This window comes from Bradyrhizobium sp. (assembly GCF_047605465.1).
Classification (GTDB): domain Bacteria; phylum Pseudomonadota; class Alphaproteobacteria; order Rhizobiales; family Xanthobacteraceae; genus Bradyrhizobium.
The window spans coordinates 1-24,155 of the sequence record NZ_JASGFS010000047.1 but is presented as its reverse complement, the minus strand read 5'-3'; the positions used below and the strand labels follow the sequence as shown (position 1 = coordinate 24,155).

The window sequence follows — 24,155 nt, the reverse complement described above, 5'->3', positions numbered from 1 at the left end:
CTACCTGAACGTCTTGCGCGGATCGAAGGCGTCGCGCACGGCTTCGCCGATGAAGATCAGGAGCGAGAGCATGATCGCCACCGAGAAGAAGCCGGTGAAGCCCAGCCACGGCGCCTGCACATTGGCCTTGGCTTGCGACAGCAACTCACCGAGCGAGGGCGAGCCGGGCGGCAGGCCGAAACCGAGGAAGTCCAGCGCGGTCAGCGTCATCACCGAGGACGACACGATGAAGGGCAGGAACGTCATGGTCGCGACCATCGCGTTCGGCAGCAGATGCCGGAACATGATCACGGAGTTCGACACCCCGAGCGCACGCGCCGCCTGGATGTATTCGAAGTTGCGGCCGCGCAGGAATTCGGCGCGCACGAGACCGACCAGCGATACCCACGAGAACAGCAGCAGGATGCCGAGCAGCACGAAGAAGCCGGGCACCAGCACCGACGACAGGATCAGCAGCAGATAGAGCGAAGGGATCGCAGTCCATATCTCGATGAAGCGCTGGAAGGTGAGATCGATCCAGCCGCCGAAATATCCCTGAATGCCTCCGGCGGCGACGCCGACGATCGAGGAGACGATGGTGAGGCAGAGGCCGAACAAAACCGAGATCCGGAATCCGTAGATCAGGCGCGCGACCACATCGCGTCCCTGGTCGTCGGTGCCCAGCCAATTGTATTCGAGGTCGCGGCAGCTCTTCAGGCCCTTCTTGTCGAGCACGGGCTTGCATTGCGCTTCCGTCAGCATCCAGGTCGGCGGCGACGGTGCGGGCGTCGGCAGGTCGAGATTGTGTGTGTCGTAGGAGTAGCGGATCAGCGGCCAGACGATGCTGCCGTCCTTGTCCTTGATCAGCTTCTGCAGATAGGGGTCGCGATAGTCCGCCGCGGTTTCGAAATCGCCGCCGAACGTCGTCTCCGAATAGGTGACGAAGGCCGGCCAGTAGAGATGGCCGTCATACTTGATCAGGAATGGGCGGTCGTTGGCGATCAGCTCGGCGAACAGCGACACCACGAACAGGACCATGAAGATCCAGAACGACCAGTAGCCGCGCCGGTTCGCCTTGAAATTCTCCCAGCGCCGCCTGTTGAGCGGCGAGGGCACGAACGGCTTGCGCGTGATCGGCACGGCCTCGCCGAGCGGCGTCTTCGCGGTGGTTTCGATCGGAGTGGGAGCGGTCAGCGTCATCAGACCTCCCGCGCCTCGAAATCGATCCGTGGGTCGATCCACATATAGGTCAGATCGGAGATCAGGTTGACCACGAGGCCCACGAGCGAAAAGATGTAGAGCGTGCCGAAGACGACGGGATAGTCGCGATTGAGCACGCTCTCGAAGCTGAGCAGGCCGAGCCCGTCCAGCGAGAAGATGGTCTCGATCAGCAGCGACCCTGAGAAGAAGGCGTGGATGAAGGCGCCGGGGAAGCCCGCGATCACGATCAGCATCGCGTTGCGGAAGATGTGCCCGTAGAGAACCTGGCGCTCGCTGCAGCCCTTGGCCCGCGCCGTCATGACGTATTGCTTGCGGATCTCGTCCAGGAACGAGTTCTTCGTCAGCAGCGTCATGGTCGCGAACGCGCTCAGCCCCATCGAGATCAGCGGCAGCGCCAGGTGCCAGAAATAGTCGATGATCTTCCAGTACCAGGGGAATTGCGACCAGCCGTCGGAGGTGAGCCCGCGCAACGGGAACCAGTTGAAGAAGGAGCCGCCGGCGAACAGGATGATCAGGAGGATCGCGAACAGGAAGCCGGGGATCGCGAAGCCGACGATGATCACCGCCGAGGTCCAGGTGTCGAAACGCGAGCCGTCCTTCACCGCCTTGCGGATGCCGAGCGGGATCGAGATCAGATAGGTGATCAGCGTCAGCCAGATTCCGAGCGAGATCGAGACAGGCAGCTTTTCCTTGATGAGCTGCACCACGCTGACGTCGCGAAAATAGCTCTTGCCGAAATCGAAGCGGGCGAAATTCCACACCATTAGCGCGAAGCGCTCCGGTGCCGGCTTGTCGAAGCCGAACTGCACTTCCAGTTTCTTGATGAAGTCGGGGTCGAGGCCCTGCGCGCCGCGATATTTCGAGCTGATGGCGTCACCGCCGGCGCCGAGTTGTCCGGGTGCGCGCTGGGCGAAGTCGCCGCCGCCCGAAATGCGCGAGCTGCCGCCGGTGTCGGCGCCGGAGAGCTGCGCGATCACGCGTTCGACCGGCCCGCCCGGCGCGAACTGGACTACGACGAAGGAGACGAACAGGATTCCGAGCAGCGTCGGGATCATCAGGAGGATACGGCGGGCGATATAGGCGCTCATGACTATTTCGCCTGCTCGAGCTTGGACGCTTTCGCGGCATCGGACCACCAGATCTCAGGTGCTCCGACGCCGTTCGCGAAGCGCGGCAGTTTCCCTGGATGACCGAACTGGTCCCAATAGGCCAGCCGGTGGGTCTTGTTATACCACTGCGGCACCCAGTAGCGGCCGACGCGGAACAGGCGATCGAAGGCACGGCAGGCGATGGTCAATTCCTCGCGGCTGTCGGCCGCGATGATCTTCTCGATCATGGCGTCGATCGCCGGGCTGGCGATGCCGGCGAGATTGTAGGAGCCCTTGGTCGCCGCGACCTGCGAGGAGAAGAACGCACGCATCGCATCGCCCGGTGTGGCAGACATGCTGAAGCGCTGGATCGTCATGTCGAAGTCGAAATCCTCCTGGCGCGCCCGGAATTGCACGGCGTCGACCAGGCGCACGCTCGCCTCGATGCCGAGCGTCGCCAGATTCTTGACGTAGGGCGCGTGATGCGGCTGGAAGGAGGCCTCGTCCAGCAGGAACTCGATCCTGAACACCTCGCCGTTCGGCAGCGTCCGCTTGCCGTCCTTGATCGGCACGCCCGCTTCGTTCAGCAATTGCTGGGCCTTGCGCAGCAGGCTGCGGTCTTGCCCGGATCCGTCCGAAACCGGCGGCGTGAACGGCGCCCCGAACACCTCGTCGGGGACCTGGCCGCGGAACGGCTCCAATAGCTTCAGCTCCTCCGCCGAAGGCGGCCCTTCGCCGGCCATGAGATCCGAGTTCTGGAACGGTGACACCGTACGGGAATAGGCACCGTACATGATGCTCTTGTTGGTCCACTCGAAGTCGAACGCGTCGATCAGCGCCTCGCGCACGCGCGGATCCCTGAACTTGTCGCGCCGCGTGTTGATGAACCATCCCTGCGCACCGGACGGCGTGTCGTCGGGGACGACCTCGAGCTTGACGCGGCCGTCCTTCACGGCCGGAAAATCATAACGCGTCGCCCAGATGCGCGCGGTGAACTCCTCGCGGTAGAGATAGTTCTTCCCGGTGAAGCCTTCGAAGGCGACGTCGCGATCGCGGTAGAATTCGTAGCGCACGACGTCGAAATTGTAGCTGCCGCGGCAGACCGGCAGATCGGCGGCCCACCAGTCCTTGACCCGCTCGAATTCGACGTAGCGATTGACCTCGAACTTCCCGACCTTGTAGGGGCCCGAGCCCAACGGAATCTCCAGGGACGATTCGTCGAACGGACGGGACGCATAATACGCCTTCGAGAAGATCGGCAGGCTCGCCACATAGAGCGGCACGTCGCGCGCCCGCCCCTTGGCGAAGGTGACGACCAGCGTCGTGTCGTCGAGCGCTTCGGCACTCACCATGTCGCGCATCTGCACGATGATCAGCGGATGGCCCTTGGTCTTCAGCGCCGTCAGCGAAAATACGGCATCGTGCGCGGTGAGCTTCGTACCGTCATGGAATTTCGCCTCAGACCGCATCGTGAAGCGATAGACCAGCTTGTCGGGCGATACCTGCACGGACTTGGCGGCGAGCCCGTACATCGCATCCGGCTCGTCATTGGCGCGCACCATCAGCGCCGCAAACGTCATGTCCATGCCCTGCGCGCCATCGCCCTTCAGGATGTAGGCGTTGAGCGAGTTGAAGGTCTGATAGGACTGGTTGTAGGCGCGCACCGACGGAATCAGCGAAAACGTGCCGCCCTTCGGCGCATCCAGATTCACATAGTCGAAATGGTGGAAGTCGGCGGGGTATTTGAGATCACCGAACGCCGAAATGCCGTGGGCCTCGGCTGCTCCCTCGGACGCCGACGCGCCGCGGAACGCGGCGGTACCGAGCATGCCGCCGACACCCAGGGCCAGCACATGCCGGCGTGACAGTTGCGCCATGCGCAATTGCTTCCTCAAGAGCGTTTTCCGATGCGGGCTGCTTTCTCACTGTCATACCACCACAGCGTCGGCAGGCCGGACCGGCCATATTTCGGCAGCGGCTCGGCATGGCTGAAGCGGTCCCAGCGGGCGTAGCGGGCGAAGCCGTAGGTGAATTGCGGCACGAGATAGAAATTCCACAGCAACACGCGATCCAGCGCGTGCGTCGCGGCGACCAGCTCGCTGCGGTCCTTCGCGTAGATCACCTTTTCGATCAGCGCATCGACGGCGGGATTCTTGATGCCGATGGTGTTGCGCGCACCCGGCGTCTCCGCCGCCTGGGATCCCCAGAACTCACGCTGCTCATTGCCCGGCGAGAGCGACTCGCCCCATTGATCGATGATCATGTCGAAATCGAAGCTGCGCAGCCGGTTCTGGTATTGCGCGTCGTCGACGACACGGATCGAGGTGCTGACACCGATCCGCTCGAGCGACGGCTTGTAGAACAGCGCGATGCGCTCCGACGACGGGTCCTGCACCAGGATTTCGACCGAGAGCGGCTTGCCGGAGGCGCCGATCAGCTTGTGATCGCGCACCTCGAATCCGGCCTCCTTCAACAGCTTGGCCGCCTCGCGCAGATTGGCGCGGACGGCCTCCGGACTGCCGCCGACGGGATTCTGGTAGACCGTCGTGAAAACCTCCGGAGGCACCTTGTCCTTCACGGTCTCCAGGATCTGCAGCTCCTGCCCCTCCGGCAAGCCGGACGAGGCGAGCTCCGTCCCCTCGAAGTAGCTCTTGATGCGGCTGTACTGGCCGTAGAAGAGCTGCTTGTTCATCTCCTCGAAATCGAAGGCGTAGTTGAAGGCCCGGCGCAGCCGCACATCCTTGAACTGGTCGCGGCGGATGTTGAAGGCGAAGGCCTGCATGCGGCCGGAATCGTTGATCGGAAATTCTTCCTTGACGACCCGCTTATCGGTCACCGCCGGGAAATCGTAGGCCGTTGCCCATTGCTTGGCTGAGTTTTCCGCGATCCAGTCGGCCTGGTCCGCCTTGAACGCCTCCAGCGCGACGATGTTGTCGCGAAAGAACTCGAACCGCAGCTCGTCGAAATTGTTGGTGCCGATCTGGCTCGGGACGCTGGCGCCCCAGTAATCCTTCACCCGTTCGAGCTTGATCGAGCGTCCGGGCACGAATTCCTTGATCTTGTAGGGACCGGAGCCGAGCGGCGGCTCCAGCGTGGTCGCGCTGACGTCGCGCTTGCGACCCTGTGCATCGGTGCCCTCCCACCAGTGCTTCGGCAGCACCGTGAGCTCGCCCACGATGGTCGGCAATTCGCGATTGCCGGGCGCGTCGAAGGTGAACTTGACGTCGCGTTCGCCGATCTTCTCCACCTTGGTCACATGGCGGTAGTAGGAGGCGTACATCGGGCTCAGCTTCTTCAGCGTCTCCAGTGAGAAGACCACGTCCTCGGGCGTCACCGGCTTGCCGTCGTGCCAGCGCGCTTCCTTCCGCAGCCGATAGGTCACCCAGGAGAAGTCGTCCGGATGCTGTGCGGACTCGGCGAGTTCGCCATATTCGGTGGCGACCTCGTCCTGAGAGCGGGTCATCAGGGTTTCGTAGATCAGCGTCGCGGCCGGCGCGAGCGAGCCCTTGATGCCGGCGACGGCGAGATTGAAATTGTCGAAAGTGCCGAGCGAGATCAGGCGCGCGACGCCACCCTTGGGCGCATCCGGATTGACGTAATCGAAGCGCTTGAAATCGGCGGGATATTTGATGTCGCCGAACAGCGACAGAGCATGGCGCCAGGGCAACTCACTCGAAGCCGGACCACTCCCCGACTGCGCAGCGGCCGTATCGACGACGGGAAAGCCCGCTACGGAACCGAAGGCGGGAAGCGCAGCGGCAGCGGTGCCGGTGAGCAGGAGATCGCGTCGGGTAATGGCCAAATCAACATCCCTGTCTTGAAGGAGGGTCACCCCTTTAAGTGCGCAATATAGGCGAGGTTTCGACCGAATATGTTGCTTTTTCCTCATCTTGGAAGCCCGGAACGGCCATTCGCTGCGGCGAAACGCCCCGATAGCGACGCCGCAAGGCCCGGATACGGAAACGGCCAGGCTTTTCAGCCTGGCCGCGTCGTCCAAGATCGATTGTCGAAAGAGCTTACTTCGATGCAGTCGGCAACGGCTGCGGATGCTCCGACAGCGAGTTCAGATAGGCGATGACGTCGGCGCGCTCGGAGTCCTTCGGAATACCGGCGAAGCCCATCGCGGTGCCCGGGATGAACCCCTTGGGGTTGGCAATGAACTTGTTGAGGTCGTCGAAGGTCCAGGTCCCGCCCTTGCCCTTCATCGCAGCCGAGAAGTTGAAGCCGCGTCCCTCGCCCCTCGGCTCGCCGACGATGCCATAGAGGTTCGGGCCGACGCGGTTCGGGCCGCCCTTCTCGAAGGTGTGGCAGGCACCGCACTTCTTGGCGGCGGTGGCACCCTTCTCGATGGAAGCGGTCTGGAGCAGCTTTTCGATCGGTTCGGACGGCGCGGCTGCGGCGGCGCCACCCTTGTCGCCGGCCTCTTCCTTCACGGCGATCTCGAAGCCCGGCTTTTCCGGCAGCTTCGGCGAAAACAGCGCCTGGGCGGCGAAGCTCGTCACCAGCAGAATGAGACAGGTACCGAGCACGGCACCCATGATCTTGTTGAGTTCAAACGAGTCCATTTCCGGCCAGGCCCCACACCGCAAGAAGGATCAAGCGGCCCAAACAGCCGCCAGGACGAGCCTCGGGAGAATCACACATTCCTTCTATCCCCCCGAGTTTTGCCATTGAGATATCGGTTTGCCCGTGCTCTGGCAACCCGTATAAACGGCCCGCCTTTCGGCCCATCCCCACCCCATTTCTCGGCGCGGAAAACGCCCCGTTTCCAGGCCCTTGACCCGATGACCGACCCTCGCATCCTGGTGCTGATCCCGGCCCGCATGGCCGCCACCCGCCTGCCCGGCAAGCCGCTTGCCGACATCGCGGGCCTTCCGATGATCGTGCACGTGCTGAGGCGCGCCGAGGCCGCCGGCATCGGCCGGGTCGCGGTCGCGACCGACACGGATGAGATCGCCGCCGCCGTCATCGCCCATGGCGGTGAGGCCGTGATGACCAGCCCGGACCATCCGTCCGGCTCGGACCGCATCCACGAGGCCATGCAGAAGCTCGATCCGGCCGGCAAGGCCGAGATTGTGGTCAATCTGCAGGGCGACTTCCCGACGATCACGACCGGCAACATCCGCGACGTGCTGCCGCCGCTCGACGACCCCGCCGTGGACATCGCGACCCTGGCCTCGCAGATCCACACCGAGGAAGAGGACCTCGCCCCCAGCGTCGTGAAGGCTGTGGGAACCTCGCTCGGTGGAAAGCGCATGCGCGCACTTTATTTCACCCGCGCCACCGCGCCGACCGGCGACGGACCGCGCTACCACCACATCGGCCTCTATGCCTATCGCCGCGCCGCGCTGGAGCGGTTCGTCTCGTTGCCGCCTTCGCCGCTGGAGCTGCAGGAGAAGCTCGAGCAGCTCCGGGCGCTGGAGGACGGCATGCGGATCGACTTCACCATCGTCGACAGCGTGCCGCGCGGGGTCGACACCCCCGCGGACCTCGAAACCGCCCGCAGAATACTTTCCAAATCCTGAGCGGCTGCTACAAGGCGCCGCAGGAGCATTTCTAGACATGAGCAAGCTGAAAATCGCATTCCAGGGCGAGCCCGGAGCCAATTCCCATATTGCCATCGTGGAGGCGTTTCCCGACGCCGAGCCGCTGCCCTGCGCCACCTTCGAGGACGCTCTCTCGGCGATCTCGTCGGGCGAGGCCGATCTGGGCATGATCCCGATCGAGAATTCGGTCGCGGGCCGGGTCGCCGACATCCATCACCTGCTGCCGGCCTCCGGCCTCTTCATCATCGGCGAATGGTTCTTGCCGGTCCGGCATCAGTTGATGGCGGTGAAGGACACCAAGCTGTCCGACATCAAGAGCGTCGAGAGCCACGTGCACGCGCTCGGCCAGTGCAGGCGCGTGATCCGCAAGCTCGGCATCAAGCCGATCGTGCACGCCGACACCGCCGGCAGCGCCCGCGACATTTCCGAGCGCAAGGACAAGACCGTCGCCGCGATCGCCTCGCGTCTCGCCGCGCAGATCTACGGCCTCGACATCCTCGCCGAGGACATCGAGGACGAGTCGCACAATACGACGCGCTTCGTGGTGCTGGCGCGCGAGCCGAAATGGGCGGCCCAAGGCTCGGGCCCGCTGGTCACGACTTTTGTATTCCGGGTGCGCAACCTGCCCGCCGCGCTCTACAAGGCGCTCGGCGGCTTCGCCACCAACGGCGTCAACATGACCAAGCTCGAGAGCTATATGGTCGACGGTAATTTCTTCGCCACGCAGTTCTATGCCGATGTCGATGGTCATCCCGACGACAAGGGTCTCGCTTTCGCGATCGAGGAGCTGAAGTTCTTCTCGCGTGAATTCCGCATCGTCGGCGTGTATCCGGGCCACCCGTTCCGGGCGACCTTCAGCGAGACGCAGCAGGACTAATCCCGTGTCCCGGACCCGCTGAGCGCGACCCGGGACACGGAGGCTGCGCAACTCCAGGGGTCTAACGGGGCCGGCCCAGCAGCGCGTCACGGCCTCCGGGGCATGCGGCCCCTATGCCGCCGCGCTTTTCGCAAGCCCGAACGCCTCCGCCAGCAGCGAATACGACTTCTTCCGCGCCTCGTGGTCGTAGACCGCGGTGATCACCATCAGTTCGTCCGGCTTGCTCGCATCGATCAGCGGCTGCAGCCTTTTCTGCACCGTCGCGGGGCTGCCGACGAACAGGCGCGAACGGTTGCGGAGGATCGAGGTGCGCTCGGAGTCCGTATAGGGATAGGCCAGCGCCTCCTCGACGCTCGGCAGCGGCAGATACTGGCCGCGGTCGCGGCGCAGACGGTTGAGATCGAACGAACTAGCGAGCTGTTCGGCCTCGTCATCGGTATCGGCGGCAATGACGGCGACAGCGAGGATCGCATAGGGGCTCGCGCGCCAGGCCGATGGCTGGAAACGGTTGCGGTAATGCACCATCGCGCCGATCGCATCGTGGGACGCGAAGTGATGGGCGAAGGCGAAGCCCATGCCGACCTGCGCGGCCAATTCCGATGAATAGTCGCTGGAGCCGAGCAGCCAGATCGGCGGCAGCTTGGTGTCGTCGGGCATCGCGACGACATTGTTGTAGGGATGCCCGGAGGGAAATTCGCGCGTCTCCCACAGGATCAGCTCGTGCAGCCGTTCCAGGAAATCGTCACCCTCGCGGCGGTCGAGCCGGCTGCGAAGTGCGTAGGCCGTGGCACCGTCGGTGCCGGGGGCGCGGCCCAGGCCGAGGTCGATACGCCCCGGGAACAACGCTTCCAGCATCTTGAAGCGCTCGGCCACGACCAGCGGGGCGTGATTGGGCAGCATCACGCCGCCGGAGCCGACGCGGATATGCTTAGTGACCGCCGCGATCTGCCCGATCATCACGTCGGGTGCAGGGCTCGCGACGGACGCCAGATTGTGATGCTCGGCGAGCCAGTAGCGGACATATCCGAGCCCATCGACATGGCGAGCCAGATCGATGCTGTTGCGCAGCGCCGCGGCCGGCTTCGTGCCGGTGGTGACGACGGAGAGATCGAGGACCGAGAGCGGAATCATGGTCCGCTAAATTAGTGGAGAGCTGGGCCGCCACAATGGGCCAACCGCGCAGGTCTGGCGTGTCCGTGCCGAGCGCCCAGCTTCACCGCGCCGGATGGGAGTTGGGACAATAAACAGTTTTGTAACAATGAAATCTCCTAGCCCACCCTTGTTAACGCGACCTTACTTCAATCGAACACAATTAATTATATGATATATATAGAATAATTTCTAAAGCCGAATTCCCACTCAAAGGCGAACTCAGCAATATGCTTCGATAGAAGTAGCGATAGTGGGCAATTTCCCATTCTTGGTGGGCTGTCGATCCAATCGGCTTTGCCTTATCTTGCCACCTCCAGACGGGACCGACCGCTGGCCGCCAGGACTTGGAATGAGGGTGCGATGACCGATCTGACGACGCCTGCGCAGGCCGACGGACACCTTGGGGTGAAACGGCCCGCCATTTCCTTCGAGTTCTTTCCGCCCAAGACCGAGGAGATGGAGCGCAATCTCTGGGACACGATCAACCGCCTCGCCCCGCTTGACCCGAAATTCGTCTCGGTGACCTACGGCGCCGGTGGCTCGACCCGCGAGCGCACCCATTCCACGATCGCCCGCATCCTGAGGGAGACCTCGCTGCTGCCGGCCGCGCATCTCACCTGCGTCGGCGCCTCGCGCGGCGAGATCGACGAGATCGTCGACCGCTATCACCAGGTGGGCGTCCGCCACATCGTGGGCCTGCGCGGCGACCCGCCCGGCGGCATCGGCACGCCCTACTCCACCCGTGCCGACGGCTATCAAACCTCGGCCGAACTCATCGCCGGAATCAAGAAGCGTCACGCCGACATCGAGGTTTCGGTCTCGGCCTATCCCGAGAAGCACCCGGAGTCGCGCGACTTCGATGCCGACATCGATACGCTGAAGGCCAAGGTCGACGCCGGCGCGACGCGCGCCATCACCCAGGTCTTCTTCGACAACGACCTCTATTTCCGCTACCTCGATCGCGTGCGTAGCCGCGGCATCGAGATTCCGATCGTGCCCGGCATCATGCCCATGCACAATTTCAAGCAGGCCCGCAATTTCGTGACCCGCGCGGGAACGACAGTGCCGGACTGGTTCGCCTCGAAATTCGAGAACCTCGACGACGACGCCGAGACGCGGAAGCTGGTGGCCGCAACCGTCGCGGCCGGCCAGGTGCAGAAGCTCGCGAAGCGCGGCGTGGACGCCTTCCATTTCTACACCATGAACCGCGCCGATCTCGTGTTCGCGATCAGCCATCTGCTCGGCATTCGCGCCAAGACCATCCAGAAGGCTGCGTAAGATCAGATGACTGCACCCGTCTCGCCAAAACGTACGGCTCTCCTCGACGCGGCGCGCGAGCGCATCCTGGTGCTCGACGGCGCCATGGGCACGGTGATCCAGGGGCTGCAGTTCGACGAAGCCGCCTTTCGCGGCGAACGCTTCAAGGATTTTCACCGCGACCTGCGCGGCAACAACGATCTCCTGATCCTCACCCAGCCCCAGGCGATCGAGGACATCCACGCCGACTATCTGCGCGCCGGCGCCGATATCGTCGCGACCAACACGTTCTCGACCACCTCGATCGCGCAGGCCGACTACGATCTCACCGACATCGTCTACGAGATGGCGCTGCAAGGCGCCCGCCTCGCCAGCAACGCCGCGAGGCGTGTCGAGGCCGAGGACGGCAAGCCGCGCTTCGTGGCCGGCGCCATCGGTCCGACCAACCGCACCGCCTCGATCTCGCCCGACGTCGCCAATCCCGGCTACCGCGCCGTGACCTTCGACGATCTGCGCAAATCCTATGGCGAGCAGATCAACGGCCTGCTCGACGGCGGCGTCGACCTGCTGCTGGTCGAAACCATCTTCGACACCCTGAACGCCAAGGCGGCGCTCTACGCGATCGCCGAGATCACGGAACAACGCGGCATCGATGTGCCCGTGATGGTGTCCGGCACCATCACCGACAAGTCCGGCCGCCTCCTCTCCGGCCAGATGCCGGAAGCTTTCTGGAATTCGGTGCGGCACAGCAAGCCCGTCACCATCGGCTTCAACTGCGCGCTCGGCGCCGAAGACATGCGCGCCCACATCGCCGACATCGGCCGCGTCGCCGATACGCTGGTCTGCGCCTATCCCAATGCCGGCCTGCCCAACGAGTTCGGCCAGTACGACGAGAGCCCCGAATACACGGCCCGCCTGATCGGCGAGTTTGCCCGCGACGGCCTCGTCAACATCGTCGGCGGCTGCTGCGGCACCACGCCCGACCATATCGCGGCGATTGCCGCCGCCGTCGCCCCGCACAAGCCGCGTGCCGTGCCGGAGATCGAGCCGCGACTGCGGCTTTCGGGCCTCGAGCCGTTCGAGCTGACGTCCGCCATTCCCTTCGTCAACGTCGGCGAGCGTACCAACGTCACCGGCTCGGCGCGCTTCCGCAAGCTGATCACCAACGGCGACTACACGGCGGCCCTCCAGGTCGCGCGGGACCAGGTCGAGAACGGCGCGCAGATCATCGACGTCAACATGGACGAGGGCCTGCTCGATTCCGAGGCCGCCATGGTGACGTTCCTCAATCTCGTCGCCGCCGAGCCCGACATCGCGCGCGTGCCCGTGATGGTCGATTCCTCGAAATTCACCGTCATCGAGGCCGGCCTGAAATGCGTGCAGGGCAAGCCGATCGTCAACTCGATCTCGATGAAGGAGGGCGAGGAGAAGTTCATCCACGAAGCGCAGATCGCCCGCCGTCACGGCGCGGCCGTCGTGGTGATGGCGTTCGACGAGGTCGGCCAAGCCGACACGTTCGCGCGCAAGACCGAGATCTGCAAGCGCGCCTACGACATCCTGGTGGACCGCGTCGGCTTCCCGCCGGAAGACATCATCTTCGATCCGAACATCTTCGCGATCGCGACCGGCATCGAGGAGCACAACAATTACGGCGTCGACTTCATCGAGGCGACGCGCTGGATCCGCCAGAACCTGCCGCACGCGCACATCTCGGGCGGCGTCTCCAACCTGTCCTTCTCGTTCCGCGGCAACGAGCCGGTGCGCGAGGCCATGCACTCGGTGTTCCTCTATCATGCCATCAAGGCCGGCATGGACATGGGCATCGTCAACGCCGGACAGATGGTCGTCTACGACGACATCGACCCCGAGCTGCGCCAGGTGTGCGAGGATGTCGTCCTCAACCGCGATCCCGGCGCGTCCGAGCGCCTGCTCGCGCTGGCGGAGAAGTTCCGCGGCAGCAAGGCCCAGACCAAGGAAGCCGATCTCGCCTGGCGCGAATGGCCTGTCGAGAAGCGGCTGTCCCACGCACTCGTCCACGGCATCACCGAGTTCATCGACACGGACACCGAGGAAGCCCGCAAGACCTCGACGCGTCCGCTCGACGTGATCGAGGGACCGCTGATGGCCGGCATGAACGTGGTCGGCGACCTCTTCGGCGACGGCAAGATGTTCCTGCCGCAGGTGGTCAAGTCGGCCCGCGTCATGAAGCAGGCGGTCGCCTGGCTGATGCCGTTCATGGAGGAGGAGAAGGCGCGCAACGCCGCGAACGGCGTCGATTCCGGCAAGAATTCCTCCGCCGGCAAGATCGTGCTCGCGACCGTGAAGGGCGACGTCCACGACATCGGCAAGAACATCGTCGGCATCGTGCTCCAGTGCAACAATTTCGAGGTCATCGACCTCGGCGTGATGGTGCCGGCCGCCAAGATCGTCGAGACGGTGAAGGCGGAGCAGGCCGACATCGTCGGCCTCTCGGGCCTGATCACGCCCTCGCTCGACGAGATGGCGTTCTTCGCCGGTGAATTGCAGCGCGAGGGCCTGAAGCTGCCGCTCTTGATCGGCGGCGCCACCACGAGCCGCGTGCACACCGCCGTCAAGATCGACCCGAGCTACCAGGCCGGCCCCGTGGTGCATGTCAACGACGCCAGCCGCGCGGTCGGCGTCGCCTCCGCGCTGCTGTCGCCGGAGAAGCGGGATGCCTATGCCGCCGAGGTTCGCGCCGAATATGCCAAGATCTCCGCGGCCCATCTGCGCGCGCAGGCCGACAAGAAGCGCCTCAAGCTCTCGGTCGCACGCGCCAACCGCGTCCCGGTCGATTTCAACGCGAACAAGCCGGTGAAGCCGACCTTCCTCGGCATCAAGAGCTTCGACGAATACGACCTCGCCGAGCTGGTGCCCTATATCGACTGGACGCCGTTCTTCCAGACCTGGGAGCTGGCCGGCCGCTTCCCTGCCATCCTCGACGACAATGTCGTCGGCGAGGTCGCACGCTCGCTCTATGACGACGCGCGCAAGATGCTCGACACCATCGTCAAGGAGAAATGGTTCCGCGCCCGCGCGACGGTCGGCTTCTGGCCGGCGAACGCGCAAGGCGACGACATCGTGCTCTATGCCGATGAGCGCCGCACGAAGAAGATCGCGACGCTGCATACGCTGCGCCAGCAGCTCGAAAAGCGCGAGGGGCGCTTCAACGCCGCGCTGTCCGACTTCATCGCGCCGGTGGACACCGGCGTGCCCGACTATGTCGGCGGCTTCGTCGTCACCGCCGGCATCGGCGAGGACGCGGTCGCCGATCGCTTCAAGATGGCCAACGACGACTATTCCTCGATCCTGTGCAAGGCGCTGGCCGACCGCCTCGCGGAGGCCTTCGCCGAGCGCATGCATGCCCGCGTGCGCCGCGAGTTCTGGGCCTACGCGCCCGATGAAGCTCTCACCAACGACGAGATGATCCTGGAGAAGTACCAGGGCATCCGCCCCGCGCCGGGTTATCCGGCGCAGCCCGACCACACCGAGAAGGCGACGCTGTTCGAACTGCTCGACGCCGAGAACACCGCCGGCGTGAAGCTGACCGAAAGCTTCGCGATGTGGCCCGGCTCGTCCGTCTCCGGACTCTATCTGGCGAACCCCGAGAGCTATTATTTCGGCGTCGGCAAGATCGAGCGCGACCAGGTCGAGGACTACGCCGCGCGCAAGGAGATGACGGTCGCGGAGGTCGAGCGCTGGCTCGCGCCGATCCTGAACTACATCCCGGCGCAGCAGGGCGCGAACGACGCCTTCGCGGCGACCCCCGCCAACGACGAGACGCCGAAGGACCTCGCCTCGCATCCGCAGGGCTGCAACTGCGCGGTGCATCTGGTCTGGCAGAAGAAGCGCGCAGGCGCAGGCTAGCCTCCGGCCCGCATCTCCGCTGTCGTCCCGGCAAGGCCGGGACCCATACCGCGAGGTCTCGCGGTGGCGGACAGCCTGCGTGGTCATGGAGAGGCCGACTGCCAGCGTTCGCCTGACTGCTTCCGTGGCTATGGGCCCCGGCGTTGCCGGGACGACGGTGGAGCGGGCGGCGCGAGGACCATCCTGACCGCCGGGGTGGTGACCGCGAGCCTGCGGGAGAGGCGACGAAGGTCTCCAGCAAAAAACCGAAAAACAACCCATGCACAGTAGAAGGTCCGGCTCCCACGACCTGCTATTTTTCCGAAACACGATTGACCCGTCGGGCAAAACACCTGTAACAGACGATCATCGCGGATCGCGCCGGTCATGCTCCCCGGCACGCGGATGACACTGCCCGCTCATCGTCGCAATCCGCAACATGTCGCGCGGGCTTTCGACCAATCCCGGCATGACGGATTTGTAAGTGGCGCAAGCCCTCGAATCAGCGGCTGATTGCGGGACGAGGCCAGCGGAGACGGGCCGTGTCGCGCCACCATACCCTGCCGCCGATCATCTATACGCCAGCGCCCCCGAAGCCGCGGGAGACCCGGCGGCGGCGCGCCATCGGATCCGCGTACGGCCTTTTCGCCGCAGACGAGGCCGACGAGACCGAGACAGACAACACCTCTGCCCAGCCGACCTTCGCCCGCGCGACCGCCCGGCCGTCACAACAGCCGCTCAACGCCGCCGAGCAGCATGTCCCCTCGGCGACGGGCAAGCTTAGCTCCGATACACTGAGGGCGATGCTCGAGGTTCAGGAGCAGACGCGCGCCGACAGCGGCTGGGACAAGCCGTGACGAACTGAGCGGCGTGGCAGCAGCGCTGCCCTATGCGTGCTGTCCCAATTGGCACACGCCTTGGCGCAAACCGGGACATTGCAGGGAAGCTCAGCCTGCGCCGTCGCGCGTATCCGCCATGCTGGAGGCTTCCAGAATGACCATGCTGAGCAGATGGGTCAGTGTGTCGAGTTCCGCATGTGCTGCCAGGTGGCGCAATTCGGCACCCTCTCTCATGATCCTGCGTGCGGTCTCGCGACGGAACTTTTCATCCATGCATGACTCCCAGTGTCTGCTGAACGTCGAGACGCAATGTCGGCGGTCGCAAGGAGTTCCCGCACGCAAAAACGCCGCCCGCTTAAATGTATCGCGGGCGGCGGCTTCCAGCCCCGGGGGGATGATGCAAAACCCCGGCAATGATTAGTCAGCATGATCCGTGCCAAGGTTCATGCTTCATAGCGAAACATTTTCTGTGGGGACCTTCCCCGGCAAGTTCCCCCGCCCTGTCGCATCCGGCCGGCTCCGCGGAAGGAGCCGGCTTGCCCCCCTGGATCAATCCGGGACGTTTCGGGGCGAACGCGGTCTGCCCGCGCACGAGCGGAGCGATGCGGGAGCTGCCTCGATCTCCGTCGCCCCGGATTTCGTTGCGCTCCATCCGGGCCAGGGATCCGATTAGGCCTCCCCCTCGTCGCTCGCGAGCACGCCCTTCACCGCCCGCGCCCAGCCCGCGAGCTTCCGCTCCCGCGTCGCCTCGCTCATGTTCGGCTTGAACCGGTGTTCCAGGCGCCAGTTGTCGGCGAACTTCGTGGGTTCGGGATAGACGCCGGCGGCAAGGCCCGCGAGATAGGCGGCGCCCAGCGCCGTGGTCTCCTGGATCACGGGCCGGTCGACCGGCGCGTCGAGGAGATCGGCGAGGCGCTGCATGGTCCAGTCGGACGCGGTCATGCCGCCGTCGACGCGCAGCACGACGCTCGCGATTTCGGAGCTCGGCCAGTCGGCCCGCATCGCGGCCCAGAGATCGAAGGTCTGGTAGCAGACGCTTTCGAGCGCGGCGTGGGCGAGCTCGGCAGGCCCCGTGTTGCGGGTGAGCCCGAACAGCGCGCCGCGCACGCGTGGATTCCAGTAGGGCGCGCCCATGCCGACGAAGGCCGGCACGAGGTAGACGCTCTGCATGGAGTCGGACTGGTCGGCGAGCGGGCCGGTCTCCGCCGCATGCTTGATGATGCCGAGACCGTCGCGCAGCCACTGCACCGCCGAGCCCGCGACGAAGATCGAGCCTTCGAGCGCGTAGGTGCGCTTGCCGTCGAGCTGATAGGCGATGGTGGTGAGCAGCTTGTTCTTCGACACCACGGGGGTGGTGCCGGTGTTGAGCAGGGCGAAACAGCCGGTGCCGTAGGTCGACTTCATCATGCCCGGGCGGAAACAGGCCTGGCCGATGGTCGCGGCCTGCTGGTCGCCGGCGATGCCGGAGATCGCGATCGCGCCGCCGAACAATTCCGGCTCGCTTTCGCCGAAGCGCGCCGACGAATCCTTCACCTCGGGAAGCATCGAGCGCGGCACGCCGATGATCTCCAGCAATTCGTCGTCCCACTGGCCGGTATGGATGTTGAAAAGCAGCGTGCGCGAGGCGTTGGTGGCATCGGTGGCGTGCACCTTGCCGCCGGTGAGACGCCAGAGCAGGTAGCAGTCGACGGTGCCGAACATCAGCTCGCCGCGCGCGGCCCGGGCGCGCGCGCCCGGCACATGGTCGAGGATCCAGGCGACCTTGGTGCCGGAGAAATAGGGATCGATGATCAGGCCGGTCTTCTCGGAGATGACCGGCTCGCGGCCGTCGGCCTTCAGCCTGGCACAGATGTCGGCGGTGCGGCGGTCCTGCCAGACGATGGCGCGGTGCACGGCCTGGCCGGTGGCGCGGTCCCACACCACGGTGGTCTCGCGCTGGTTGGTGATGCCGATCGCGGCGATGTCCTTTGCCGTGACGCCGGCCTTCTCGATCGCGGCCCGGCAGACCTTCACGGTCGAGGTCCAGATGTCCTCCGGCTCGTGCTCGACCCAGCCCGAGGCGGGAAAATGCTGCGGAAACTCCTGCTGCGCCGACGCCGCGATGGAAATATCCCCGCGAAACACGATCGCGCGCGAGGAAGTGGTGCCCTGGTCGATGGCGAGGACGAAAGACATGGAAGCTACCTTGGTGTTTCCCGGTGGGGCGTCATTGTGTCGCGCCAAAGGGAGCGGATTAGCACGGCAAGGTCAAGTGCACCGCGTCCTCGCGAACAAGCGACGACGCGCACCGACAGGCTAGGACGGCGAGTACGAAAATGGTACACGCCGGACCTGCAAATGGGGCGGCATGACCTTCACTTCTCTTCAGTTCGGCGTCTTCGTCGCGGTCGTGTTCGGCGCCTATTACCTGCCTCCCCTGCGCCGTTTCCAGGTGCAGCTGCTGGTCCTCGCGAGCGTGTTCTTCTACGGCTACGGCCAGCCGGAGCTGCTGCCGCTGCTGCTCGTCGCGGTGCTCGGCACCTATGCCTGCCTGGTGCTCGCGTTCGAGAACCGGCGCATCTGGATGCCGGCCGGCATCGTCTTCAATCTCGGCCTGCTGGCGTTCTTCAAGTACAAGTTCCTGTTCGTCGACGCCGCCGCGCCTCACCTGACGGACGCGGCGCCGATCGACTTCCTGCTGCGGCTGCCGCTGCCGATCGGCATCTCGTTCTTCGTATTCCACAACATCAGCCTGCTGGTCGACCTGACGCGCGAGAAGCGCCCCGCACGCCTGCGGGACGTGTTCCTCTACATCATCTTCTTCCCGCAGCTCGTGTCCGGGCCGATCACGCGCGCGGCGCAATTCATGCCGCAGATCGTTCCCAAGCGGATCGCCGACATCGCCTTCGTGGAGGCGGCGAAATGGATCCTGGTCGGCTATTTCTTCAAGCTGTACGTGGCGAACAATCTCAACGAGATGACGTCCTATATGGACTTCCCGCTCCATGAGACGCTGCGCACGCAGGACCGCTGGCTGCTGGTGTTTCTCTACAGCTACCAGATCTATGCCGATTTCTTCGGCTATTCCGCCATCGCGCTCGGGCTCGGGCTGCTGTTCGGCTATCGCCTGCCCGTGAACTTCAACCTGCCCTACATCTCGGCCTCGTTCTCGGAATTCTGGACGCGCTGGCACATTTCGCTGTCGAGCTGGCTCAGGACCTATCTGTACATTCCCCTCGGCGGCAACCGGCATGGACCCGCCCGAACCTGCCTCAACCTGATGATCGTGATGACGCTCGGCGGGCTGTGGCACGGCGCCAGCCTCAGCTATGCGCTGTGGGGCATGGCCCACGGGCTCCTGCTCGTCGCCGAACGGCCGTTCCTGAAGCTTCTCGGCGATACCGGCCCCGCGATGCGGGTGATCAGGATGGGCGTCGTGTTCTTCTGCGTCACGATGCTCTGGATCTTCTTCAAGCTGCCGAACTTCGAGCACGCGCTCGGCTATCTCAACGGCATGTTCACGGCGACGGAGGCGCCGAACCCGCCCAAGCTGTTCTACAATCTCGCCCTGCTCTACGCCCTGCCGGTGATCATCCAGCACATCGGCATCGGCGCCCTCGTCGAGGGCCGGTTGCGGCGATGGGAGCCGTATCTCTACGGCGCGCTCGCGGCACTCGCCTGTCTCGAAGCCGGGCCCGACAGCGCTTTCATCTATTTCCAGTTCTGACGATGCAGCAGGCTTCAACGATCTCTTGGCTGGTCCGATGCGCAACCGTCGCGGCGGTGCTGGTGCTCGCATGCGGCCTCGCCACGGCGCGCTTCGGCTCGACGCTCCAGCAGCCCGCGGTCACGACGCGAGACGGCAGCCTCGTCACCCTCAACCGCTATGTGCGGGAGCCCATTCCGGACATCGTGCTGGTCGGCAGCTCGGTCACCTGGCGCCTCAAGGAGCAATATTACTCGCTGCCTCGCGTCCGCAATCTCGCGGTGGCGGCCGGTTCGCCGTTGACGAGCCTCGAGATCGCCGCGAACCAGCCGCGCCTGCCGAAGATCATCCTGATCGAGACGAATGTCCTGTCGCGCCTCGGCGACACTTCCTTGATCGAGAGATTTTCCGGCGGGGCGCGCGCGGAGCCGCTGCTCCTGCGCCCGGTGCGGACGGCGATCGCGGCCTATGAAAACTGGAATCACGCGCCTCCCGATCCGGCCCAGGCGCGCGCCGAGCGGGACAATCTGCTGAGCCGGCCGCCAAGCACGTTCAACAACAGGCCTCATCTGGATCGCGCGCTCGAACAGCTGAGCGAGGGGGACCCGAGCGTGCCTGCGCGCTTGAATGTGGCCCGCATCAGGGCGCTCATCGATCAGCTGCAGCGGCGGGGCACGCGCGTCTTCCTGATTCACGTTCCATTCGCGCCCGAGATCGAGGCCTCCAGCTGGGTGCGGACGACCAAGGAGATCGCCCATGAGGCGTTCCCGGACCCCGCACTCTGGCTGCCGATCGATCCGCCGCTGAGCGAGCTGCGCTGGGCCGACGGCGTGCATCTGGACGAGCGGTCGGCGCTGATCGTCGTCCGCGCCATCGAGAGCGCCATGGCCGCGCGCATCGACGCGCACCGGCCATAGGAGAAGGACCGGCTAGACCGCCGCCGTGGTGACGCCGCCATCGATGACGATGGTCTGTCCGGTCATGAAGCTCGAGGCATCGGAGGCGAGGTAGGCGACGGCGCCTGCGATCTCGTCGGGCTCGCCGATGCGGCGCAGCGGCGTGGTGGCGGTGCGGCGCTTGAGATTGGCTTCATCCTCCCACAGCGCGCGGGCGAAATCGGTCTTGACGAGACCGGGCGCGATGCAGTTGACACGGACGCCCTTCGGGCCCCACTCGCCGGCGAGCGAACGGCACAGCGCGAAGTCGGCGGCCTTGGAGATGCCGTAGGCGCCGATCACGGTCGAACCGCGCAAGCCGCCGATCGAGGAGATGATGACGACCGAACCGTTGCCGCGTTCGGCCATCTGCGGGATCGCCAGCGCCGAGAGCCAGATGTTGCTCTTGACGTTCGAGCCCATGATCTTGTCGAACGCCTCGTCGGTGATGTCGAGCAGCGGGCCGTAATACGGGTTCACGGCGGCGTTGCAGACGAGAATGTCGATCTTGCCGTAATGTTTGGTGGCGCCGGAGATCAGCGCCTCGACCTCGTTCCGGCGCGCGATGTTGCAGGGAATGACGATGGCATCCCCGCCGGCGGCGTTGATCCCGTCGGCGACCTCCTTGCAGGCGTCGGCCTTGCGCGAGGAGACCACGACCTTGGCGCCGAGCTTCGCCAGGAGTTCGGCGGAGGAGCGGCCGATGCCGCGGCTGGAGCCAGTGACGACGGCGACCTTGCCGGTGAGATCGAACGGGGTGTTTTTCATTGTTGTTGCTCCGCTGCGTCCGCTTGTTCGATGTCATCGCCCGGCTTGACCGGGCGATCCAGTATTCCAGAAGCGGCGCGGCTGGAAGCGAAGAGCCGCGGCGTACTGGATCCCCCGCTTTCGCGGGGGATGACAGTCCTCGTGTCGCTAGATCAACCCGCCGCCATCCGCCACGCGGCGCTGGTGGTAATCGGTGTCGCCGAAGGTGTTCTCGATCATGGTCAGGCGCTTGAAGTAGTGGCCGATCTTCGCCTCCATGGTCATGCCGATGCCGCCGTGGAGCTGGATCGACTGCTGGCCGACGAACTTCAGCGACTTGCCGATCTGCACCTTGGCCGCGGCGATCGCGTTCGCCCGCTCCTTGGCGTTCTCGAAATCGCCGGCCATGGTCGCGAACATCGACATCGACCTCGCCTGCTCGGCGGCGACGAACATGTCGGAGGCGCGATGCTGCAGCGACTGGAACGAGCCGATCGCGACGCCGAACTGCTTGCGCGTCTTGATGTACTCGACCGTGGTCTTGAGCGACTCGTCCATGAGGCCGACCGCCTCGGCGCAGAGCGCGACCCGGGCCTCGTCCACGACACGCTCGATCAGCGCGAGACCGTCCTCGGGATTTCCGAGCGCGGCATCGCTGCCGACCTCGACGCCGGTGAAGGTGACGTCGGCGGCGTGCAGGCCGTCCTGGGTCGGATAGCCCTTGCGGCCGACGCCCTTGGCGTTCGACGGCACCAGGAACACGCCGATGCCGGTCTTGTCGCGGCGATCACCCTTGGTGCGGGCGGTCACGACCAGCGTGTCGGCGTTCTCGCCGTTGAGCACGACGAACTTCTCGCCGTCGATGACCCAGCCGTCGCCCTTCTTCTTCGCGGTCGTCGAGACGTCGAAGAGATCGTAGCGCGAATTCTTCTCGACCTGGGCGAAAGCCAGCGTCTTGCTGCCGTCGATGATGCCCGGCACATGCGCGGCCTTCTGCGCATCGGAGCCGCCGTGGCGCAGGAAGCCGCCGCCGATCACCACCGTCGCGAGATAGGGTTCCAGCACCAGCGCCTTGCCGAGCGCTTCCATCACGATCATGGTCTCGACGCCGCCGCCGCCGAAGCCGCCATCGGCCTCCGCGAAGGGCAGGCCCAGAAGACCCTGCTCGGCGAGCTTGCCCCAGACGGCCTGGCTCCAGCCGCCCTTCTCCTTCATGTACTTCTTGCGCTGCTCGAAATCGTAGGAATCGGTCAGCAGGCCGTCGATGCTTTCCTTGAGGAGCCGCTGCTCCTCGGACAGATCAAAATCCATGGTTCTCTACTCTCCCGGTATCGGTTTCGTCATGCCCGGTCTTGTGCCGGGCATCCACGTTCTGGGTGCCGCCAGGCGTGGATGGCCGGTTCAAGCCCGGCCATGACGGCGAATGCGTTGTGACGACCTGGGATCACAGTCCCAGCACCGCCTTGGCGATGATGTTGCGCTGGATCTCGTTGGAGCCGCCGTAGATCGAGACCTTGCGATTGTTGAAGTAGCTCGGCGCGATCTGGGCGGTCCAGTCCATGGCTTCGTTCGAGCCGTCGTCGCCGTGCACGTCGTAGGGCGCGGCGAACGGGCCGATCACTTCCATGAGCAGCTCGGTGGTGGTCTGCTGGATCTCGGAGCCCTTGATCTTCAGCACCGAGGAGGCCGGATTGGGCTTCCCCTTGCCGTGCTTGCCCTCGTCGGCGACGACGCGAAGCTGGGTCAGCTCGAGCGCCTTCAGCTCGATCTCGCAGGCGGCCAGCTTCTCGCGGAACGCGGCGTCCTGGATGATCGGCTTGCCGCCGGACTCGACCTTGCCGGCGAGGTCGCGGATGCGGCGCAGACGCTCCTTTGAGACGCCGACGCGCGCGATGCCGGTGCGCTCATTGCCGAGCAGGAACTTCGCGTAATCCCAGCCCTTGTTTTCCTCGCCGATCAGGTTCTCGTAGGGCACTTCGACGTCGTCGAAGAAGACCTCGTTGACCTCGTGGCCGCCGTCGATGGTCTGGATCGGACGCACCGTGACGCCCTTCGACTTCATCGGGAAGACGATGAAGGAGATGCCCATCTGCTTCTTGGCGGAGGGATCGGTGCGGCAGAGGCAGAAGATCATGTCGGCGTGCTGGGCCAGCGTGGTCCAGGTCTTCTGGCCGTTGATGATCCACTTGTCGCCCTTGCGCTCGGCCTTGGTCTTGAGCGAGGCGAGGTCCGAGCCCGAACCCGGCTCCGAGAAGCCCTGGCACCACCAGTCGTCGACGTTGGCGATGCGCGGCAGATACTGCTTCTTCTGCTCCTCGTTGCCGAAGGTGTAGATCACCGGGCCGACCATGCTGACGCCGAAGGCGAGCGGCTGCGGCGCCGGATAGGACTGCAACTCTTCGTTGAAGATGTAGTGCTGCACCGAGGTCCATCCCGTGCCGCCATACTGCTTCGGCCAGTGGCTGACGCCCCAGCCCTTCTTGTTGAGGATGCGCCACCACGTCACCATCTCGTCCTTCGAGAGGTGGCGGCCCTCGACCAGCTTGCGCCGCGTGTCCGGCGGCACGTTGTCGCGGAAGAATGACCGCACTTCCTCGCGAAACGCCTGCTCTTCCCTAGTGAATGCGAGATCCATCGGATCCTCCTGTGAATTCTTGTCGCCCCGGCGAAGGCCGGGCCCCATAACCACCGGCCTTCGTTGTCGCGAAGGCCATCATCGTCTGCGTTCCACACTCCTGCTGCGGAGCATGGGTCCTGGCTCCTGTGCGCGATTGCGCTCAGGGCCGGGACACGACAGCAACTACTGCAACACCTCGAACAGTCCCGCCGCGCCCATGCCGCCGCCGACGCACATGGTGACGACCGCATATTTCGCCTTGCGGCGGCGGCCTTCGATCAGGGCGTGGCCGGTGAGGCGCGCGCCCGACATGCCGTAGGGATGGCCGACCGAGATCGCGCCGCCGTT

18 protein-coding genes and 1 pseudogene are annotated in these 24,155 nt (G+C 64.9%); 7 read left to right on the top strand and 12 right to left on the bottom strand.

Translation table 11 applies throughout. The annotated features are described in order from the left end of the window. The 5 genes from QM712_RS26530 to QM712_RS26510 all read right to left on the bottom strand — a co-directional run bounded on the left by QM712_RS26530 (window position 1) and on the right by QM712_RS26510 (window position 6,853). Window positions 1–1,179 (bottom strand): ABC transporter permease, encoded by a 1,179-nt coding sequence (locus tag QM712_RS26530; protein ID WP_415026110.1) that lies wholly within the window; start codon window positions 1,177–1,179, stop codon window positions 1–3. Further along, window positions 1,179–2,288 (bottom strand): microcin C ABC transporter permease YejB, encoded by a 1,110-nt coding sequence (locus QM712_RS26525; protein ID WP_415026109.1) that lies wholly within the window; start codon window positions 2,286–2,288, stop codon window positions 1,179–1,181. The genes QM712_RS26530 and QM712_RS26525 overlap by 1 nt, the downstream gene beginning before the upstream one ends. Before the next feature lie 2 nt (window positions 2,289–2,290). Next, window positions 2,291–4,165: an extracellular solute-binding protein gene (locus QM712_RS26520; protein ID WP_415026108.1), complete on the bottom strand. Its 1,875-nt coding sequence runs from the start codon at window positions 4,163–4,165 to the stop codon at window positions 2,291–2,293. A gap of 14 nt (window positions 4,166–4,179) precedes the next feature. After that, on the bottom strand, window positions 4,180–6,090 hold the full coding sequence (locus tag QM712_RS26515; protein ID WP_415026107.1) for an extracellular solute-binding protein: 1,911 nt from the start codon (window positions 6,088–6,090) through the stop codon (window positions 4,180–4,182). A 214-nt stretch (window positions 6,091–6,304) separates the two neighbouring features. Beyond that, window positions 6,305–6,853 (bottom strand): c-type cytochrome, encoded by a 549-nt coding sequence (locus QM712_RS26510; RefSeq protein ID WP_415026106.1) that lies wholly within the window; start codon window positions 6,851–6,853, stop codon window positions 6,305–6,307. Between the two features lie 219 nt (window positions 6,854–7,072). Between QM712_RS26510 and QM712_RS26505 the strand changes: the two genes are divergently transcribed. Further along, window positions 7,073–7,813, top strand: coding sequence for a 3-deoxy-manno-octulosonate cytidylyltransferase (locus tag QM712_RS26505; RefSeq protein WP_415026105.1), 741 nt, complete (start codon window positions 7,073–7,075; stop codon window positions 7,811–7,813). Between the two features lie 37 nt (window positions 7,814–7,850). Next, window positions 7,851–8,711, top strand: a complete 861-nt coding sequence (locus QM712_RS26500; RefSeq protein WP_415026104.1) for a prephenate dehydratase — start codon at window positions 7,851–7,853, stop codon at window positions 8,709–8,711. 111 nt (window positions 8,712–8,822) lie between these two features. On the opposite strand, the gene QM712_RS26495 is transcribed toward QM712_RS26500, so the two are convergent. Then, the gene (locus tag QM712_RS26495; RefSeq protein ID WP_415026103.1) at window positions 8,823–9,842 is read right to left on the bottom strand and encodes an LLM class flavin-dependent oxidoreductase; all 1,020 of its coding nucleotides are present in this window, start codon (window positions 9,840–9,842) and stop codon (window positions 8,823–8,825) included. A gap of 381 nt (window positions 9,843–10,223) precedes the next feature. Here QM712_RS26495 and metF point away from each other — a divergent pair, with 381 nt between their 5' ends. The 3 genes from metF (at window position 10,224) to QM712_RS26480 (ending at window position 15,841) form a co-directional block, all read left to right on the top strand. Further along, the gene (gene metF / locus QM712_RS26490; protein ID WP_415026102.1) at window positions 10,224–11,141 is read left to right on the top strand and encodes a methylenetetrahydrofolate reductase [NAD(P)H]; all 918 of its coding nucleotides are present in this window, start codon (window positions 10,224–10,226) and stop codon (window positions 11,139–11,141) included. A gap of 6 nt (window positions 11,142–11,147) precedes the next feature. Next, window positions 11,148–15,005, top strand: a complete 3,858-nt coding sequence (gene metH, locus QM712_RS26485; protein WP_415026101.1) for a methionine synthase — start codon at window positions 11,148–11,150, stop codon at window positions 15,003–15,005. A 521-nt stretch (window positions 15,006–15,526) separates the two neighbouring features. Further along, window positions 15,527–15,841: a hypothetical protein gene (locus QM712_RS26480; protein ID WP_415026100.1), complete on the top strand. Its 315-nt coding sequence runs from the start codon at window positions 15,527–15,529 to the stop codon at window positions 15,839–15,841. Between the two features lie 90 nt (window positions 15,842–15,931). Here the strand turns inward: QM712_RS26480 and QM712_RS26475 are convergent, their stop codons facing one another. Further along, window positions 15,932–16,096, bottom strand: a complete 165-nt coding sequence (locus tag QM712_RS26475) for a hypothetical protein (protein ID WP_415026099.1) — start codon at window positions 16,094–16,096, stop codon at window positions 15,932–15,934. Between the two features lie 396 nt (window positions 16,097–16,492). After that, on the bottom strand, window positions 16,493–17,998 hold the full coding sequence (gene glpK, locus QM712_RS26470; protein WP_415026098.1) for a glycerol kinase GlpK: 1,506 nt from the start codon (window positions 17,996–17,998) through the stop codon (window positions 16,493–16,495). Window positions 17,999–18,170: 172 nt separating this feature from the next. Between glpK and QM712_RS26465 the strand changes: the two genes are divergently transcribed. Both QM712_RS26465 and QM712_RS26460 read left to right on the top strand, forming a co-directional pair. Further along, window positions 18,171–19,529 (top strand): MBOAT family O-acyltransferase, encoded by a 1,359-nt coding sequence (locus tag QM712_RS26465; RefSeq protein WP_415026097.1) that lies wholly within the window; start codon window positions 18,171–18,173, stop codon window positions 19,527–19,529. A gap of 2 nt (window positions 19,530–19,531) precedes the next feature. Beyond that, window positions 19,532–20,425, top strand: a complete 894-nt coding sequence (locus QM712_RS26460; RefSeq protein ID WP_415026096.1) for a hypothetical protein — start codon at window positions 19,532–19,534, stop codon at window positions 20,423–20,425. Between the two features lie 12 nt (window positions 20,426–20,437). Here the strand turns inward: QM712_RS26460 and QM712_RS26455 are convergent, their stop codons facing one another. From QM712_RS26455 to QM712_RS26440, 4 genes and pseudogenes are all read right to left on the bottom strand, one after another. Beyond that, window positions 20,438–21,211 carry an SDR family NAD(P)-dependent oxidoreductase gene (locus QM712_RS26455; protein ID WP_128960771.1) on the bottom strand — a complete coding sequence of 258 codons (774 nt, stop codon included), beginning with the start codon at window positions 21,209–21,211 and terminating at the stop codon, window positions 20,438–20,440. Window positions 21,212–21,358: 147 nt separating this feature from the next. Continuing rightward, window positions 21,359–22,501: a pimeloyl-CoA dehydrogenase small subunit gene (gene pimD / locus QM712_RS26450; protein ID WP_415026095.1), complete on the bottom strand. Its 1,143-nt coding sequence runs from the start codon at window positions 22,499–22,501 to the stop codon at window positions 21,359–21,361. A 133-nt stretch (window positions 22,502–22,634) separates the two neighbouring features. Then, window positions 22,635–23,825, bottom strand: a complete 1,191-nt coding sequence (gene pimC / locus QM712_RS26445) for a pimeloyl-CoA dehydrogenase large subunit (RefSeq protein WP_415026094.1) — start codon at window positions 23,823–23,825, stop codon at window positions 22,635–22,637. Window positions 23,826–23,990: 165 nt separating this feature from the next. After that, a pseudogene (locus QM712_RS26440) lies at window positions 23,991–24,155 on the bottom strand (acetyl-CoA C-acyltransferase); the annotation flags it as partial.